3 protein-coding genes are annotated in these 4090 nt (G+C 63.2%); all 3 read left to right on the top strand.

Annotation, left to right across the window (positions count from 1 at the left end; all coding sequences use genetic code 11):
- The coding region (locus tag ABIC03_RS39150) for a hypothetical protein (RefSeq protein WP_354066249.1) at positions 1-240 on the top strand (240 nt) is incomplete at its 5' end.
- Between the two features lie 60 nt (positions 241-300).
- Positions 301-2544, top strand: a complete 2244-nt coding sequence (locus ABIC03_RS39155) for an O-linked N-acetylglucosamine transferase, SPINDLY family protein (protein WP_275172612.1) — start codon at positions 301-303, stop codon at positions 2542-2544.
- Positions 2545-2657: 113 nt separating this feature from the next.
- The coding region (locus ABIC03_RS39160) for a tetratricopeptide repeat protein (RefSeq protein WP_354066251.1) at positions 2658-4090 on the top strand (1433 nt) is incomplete at its 3' end.

The following is a 4090-nucleotide window of genomic DNA, read 5'->3' on the forward strand; positions in this document are numbered from 1 at the left end:
ATCGCCTGCAAATATGCGGCGCAGCCGGCGCATCTGGCGAAGTTGCGCGCGGAGTTGCCGGCCCGGATCGCCGCGTCCCCCGCCGGCAATGTCGAAATCTACACGCGCGAGGTCGAAGCGGCTTACCGCCGGTTCTGGCGCGACTATTGTGCCGCGGCTGCCGAAGGCAGCGACGTTGGGGACCCGCAGCGCCGGGCCGCTGAGCCCCGGGAAATCCCGGGGTGTCGCCGCGCCAGCTGACCGCAGGTCGGGCTCGCGAATCAGCTAGACTCGCCCCGGGCCATCCTCCGGAGAGACACCTTGCAGAGCAGCGGCGGCGGCGCGCGCGCATTCCAGAACGCGCGATTGCAGAAGAAATTGATGAAACAGGCGGATGCCGTCCTCTCCGCCGCGGCTACCGCCTATGGCCAGGGCCGATATGCTGAGACCGAAGCACTCTGCCGGGATATCCTGAAAGCGCTGCCCGATCATGTCGACGCGATGCACCTGCTCGGCATGTGCGCGCATGACGGCCGCCGCCTAGAGGAGGCGCAACAGCTGCTCGAGCGCGTGATTGCGCTCGAACCGCGCCTGCATGATGCCCACAACAACCTCGCGACCGTGCATTTCGACCTCGGCAATTACGAGGCGGCGCGGCGGTGCCAGGAGAGGGCCATCGCGCTAAAGCCGAATTTTGCGGTGGCGCTGACCAATCTCGGCAACACGCTGATGCATCTGGGCCAGTACGAACAGGCGCTCGAACTGCACGAGCGCGCCATCAAGATCAAGCCGGATTATGCTGACGCGTTCTGCAATCGCGGCATGATCGAGATTGTGCTTGGACAGATCATGCGCGCCAAGGAAAGCTTCGACCGTGCCCTGCTGTTTCAGCCCCGTCACGCCGAGGCCATCGTCGGCAGCGGCATGGTCAGCATGGAGCTGCGGCACCACGACGAGGCGGCGGCCAAGCTTGCCACGGCGCTGGCGATCAAGCCCGGCTCGCCGCGGATCCTGGCCCAGCGCGGGCGGCTCAGTTACGAACTGCAGCGCCTGGAGCCGGCGCTTGCGGATTTCGAGGCGGCGCTTGCGATTTCCCCCAAGCTCGAATTGGCCCTCCGAGGGAAGGCCCAGACCTGTCTCGTGATGGGAAGGACCGCGCAGGGAATGGCAGCCGCAGCGGCTTTGATCGAGCACAATCCGCGCTCGGAGACAGGGCTGGCGCTGATGGGCTTCTCTTATTCGAATCAGGGGGACATGGATGCCGCGATCGAATATCTCGATCGCGCGCTGGCAGTCAGGCCGGACTATGGTGATGCGATCAGAGGAAAGATCTTCCTGGAGGACTACCGCGCCGAGGCCGATTTCGTGGTCCAGCAGGCGGTGCGAAAATCCTGGTGGGACCAGATCGGCTCCAAGCAGCCGCGAAGGGAGCTGCCGAAGCGGCCGCTGGATCCGGAAAAGCGGATCGTGGTCGGCTACGTCGCTGCCGAATTCCGACAGCACTCCGCGGGGCTCACGCTGCTGCCGGTGCTGCGCCATCATGATCACACCAAATTTGAAATCATCTGCTATTATTCCTGGCCGGGCGCGGACGAGTACACCGCCATGTTCAAATCATTGGCGGACGTCTGGGTCGACGCCTGGGGGCTTTCGGACGACGAACTCGCCGATCGTATCCAGGCCGACAATGTCGACATCCTCATCGACGTTTCGGGCCACACGACCGGTAACAGGCTGCAGTGTTTCGCACGCAAGCCGGCCCCGATCCAGGCCACTGGCTTCGGACACGCGACGGGCACGGGCATGCCGACAATGGACTACGTGCTCGCGGATCCCATTTTCATTCCGCCGTCGGTTCGGCATTTGTTTGCCGAGAAAATCCACGATCTGCCGTGCCTGATCACGATTGAACCCGTCTCGGATCTGCAGCCTTCCGAGCTGCCGATGCTCCGCAATGGCTACGTCACCTTCGGCGTGTTCAACCGCATCTACAAAATATCGGATGATGCGATCCGTGCGTGGACACGCATCATGCGGGAGCTGCCGGGATCGAAGATCATCCTCAAGCATGGTCTGCTCGATGATCCCCTGCTGCGCGATAGCCTGATCGCGCGTTTCCTGGCGCAGGGCGTTATCGAGGAGAACATCACCTGCCTCGGCACCACCTCGCGCGACGACCATCTGGCGGCTTTCGCCCAGGTCGATATTTCCCTCGACACGTTCCCGCAAAATGGCGGCATCAGCACCTGGGAATCTCTCTACAAGGGCGTCCCCGTCGTGGCCAAGCTCGGCATCGGTGCCTCCTCGCGTGCCGGCGCCTCTATCGTGACTGCCGTCGGCCTCGGCGACTGGGTGGCCGAGGATGACGATGGCTATGTCGAGATCGCCCGCAGGTTTGCGTCACAGCCCGAGCATCTGGCGAAATTGCGCGCGGAATTGCCGGCCCGGATCGCGGCTTCGCCCGCCGGCAATGTCGAGATCTACACGCGCGAGCTCGAAGCCGGTTACCGCCAGTTCTGGCGCGACTATTGTGCCGCCGCCTCGAATGACGTCGACGTTGCGTAGGCGAGGCCTGCGTCGAGCACCGGCATCTTCCGGGGATTGCCGGGTCGCCTAAACCGGCCGGCCCTGGCCGCGAATCAGCTAGAATCCTCCCGGGCATCCTCCGGAGAGAATCCTTGCAGAGCAGCGGCGCCGGCGCGCGCGCGTTTCAGAACGCGCGGTTGCAGAAGAAATTGAAGAAGCAGGCGGACGCGATCATCTCGACCGCGAATGCGGCCTATGGCCAGGGCCGGTATGCGGAGACGGAGACACTCTGCCGCCAGATCCTGAATGAACTTCCGGAGCATTTCGGGGCCTTGCACCTGCTTGGCTTGGGCGCGTTCGCGAGCCGACACTTCGAGGCAGCGAAACAGGCCCTCAAATATGCCGTGACAGTCGACCCACGCTCGGCACAGGCTTTTTCCGATTTGGGAGCCACGCATTTCGCACTTGGGGAATACGAGGACGCGCGTACATCCCTGGAGCGGGCCATCGCGTTGAAGCCGAGCTTCCCCATGGCCTTGGCCAACCTCGGCAATACCTTGTTGCACCTGGACCGCGTCGAGCAGGCCATCGAAATGTACGATCGCGCGATCGGGCTGAAGCCCGATCATGCCGATGCGCTCTGCAATCGCGGCCTGGCAGAGCTTGCGCTGCGCCAGCTTGATCGCGCCAAACAGAGCTTGGAACGCGCACTGTTGTTTCAGCCGCGAAACGTGGAAGCACTCGTCGGCAAAGGTTTGGTCAATATCGAGCTCAAGAACTTCGAAGAGGCCAAAGGCGCGCTGGAGGCGGCGCTCGCGATCAGGCCGGGCTCGGCGAAGATCCTGGCGAACCGTGGACGCCTCAATCTTGAGACGTCGAGGTTGGAGCAGGCGGCGGCGGATTTTGACGCGGCCCTTGCGCTTGCGCCCAAACTCGAAGTGGCCTTGCAGGGGAAGGCACAAGTCGCGCTCGCCATGGGAAATACGGCGCAAGCGATTCTGGCCTGCACCACGTTGCTAGAGGAATATCCACGCTCCGCGATCGCGATGGCGCTGCTGAGCGCTTGTTTTGCAAACCAGGGAGAGATCGCATCGGCGGTCGAGCTTCTCGATGCGGCGCTGGCTATTGTGCCGGATGCCGCCTTGATCGGGCGGAAGATCTTCTTCCTCGACTATCTCTCCGACGCCGATTTCGCGGTTCAGCAGGCCGCACGAAAGCAGTGGTGGGACGCAATCGGCTCGAAGTTGCCGCGACGGACTCTTGCCCCCCGGCAGCTCGATCCCGACCGGCGGATCGTGGTTGGCTATGTGGCTGCCGAGTTTTGGTACCACTCGGCAGGGTTCACCCTGTTGCCGGTGCTCAGTCGTCACGATCACGCCAAATTCGAGATCATCTGCTATTCGTGCTCGCCGGTAAGAGATGAGATGACCGCCGCATTCAGGTCCTCGGCGGACGTCTGGGTCGACGCCTGGCAGATGTCGGACGACGAGCTGGCCGATCGCATTCAGGCCGACAAGGTCGATATCCTGATCGACGTGTCCGGGCACACGACCGGCAACAGGCTGCATGTTTTCGCTCGCAAGCC

The organism is Bradyrhizobium sp. RT6a, assembly GCF_040547675.1.
Classification (GTDB): Bacteria; Pseudomonadota; Alphaproteobacteria; order Rhizobiales; family Xanthobacteraceae; genus Bradyrhizobium.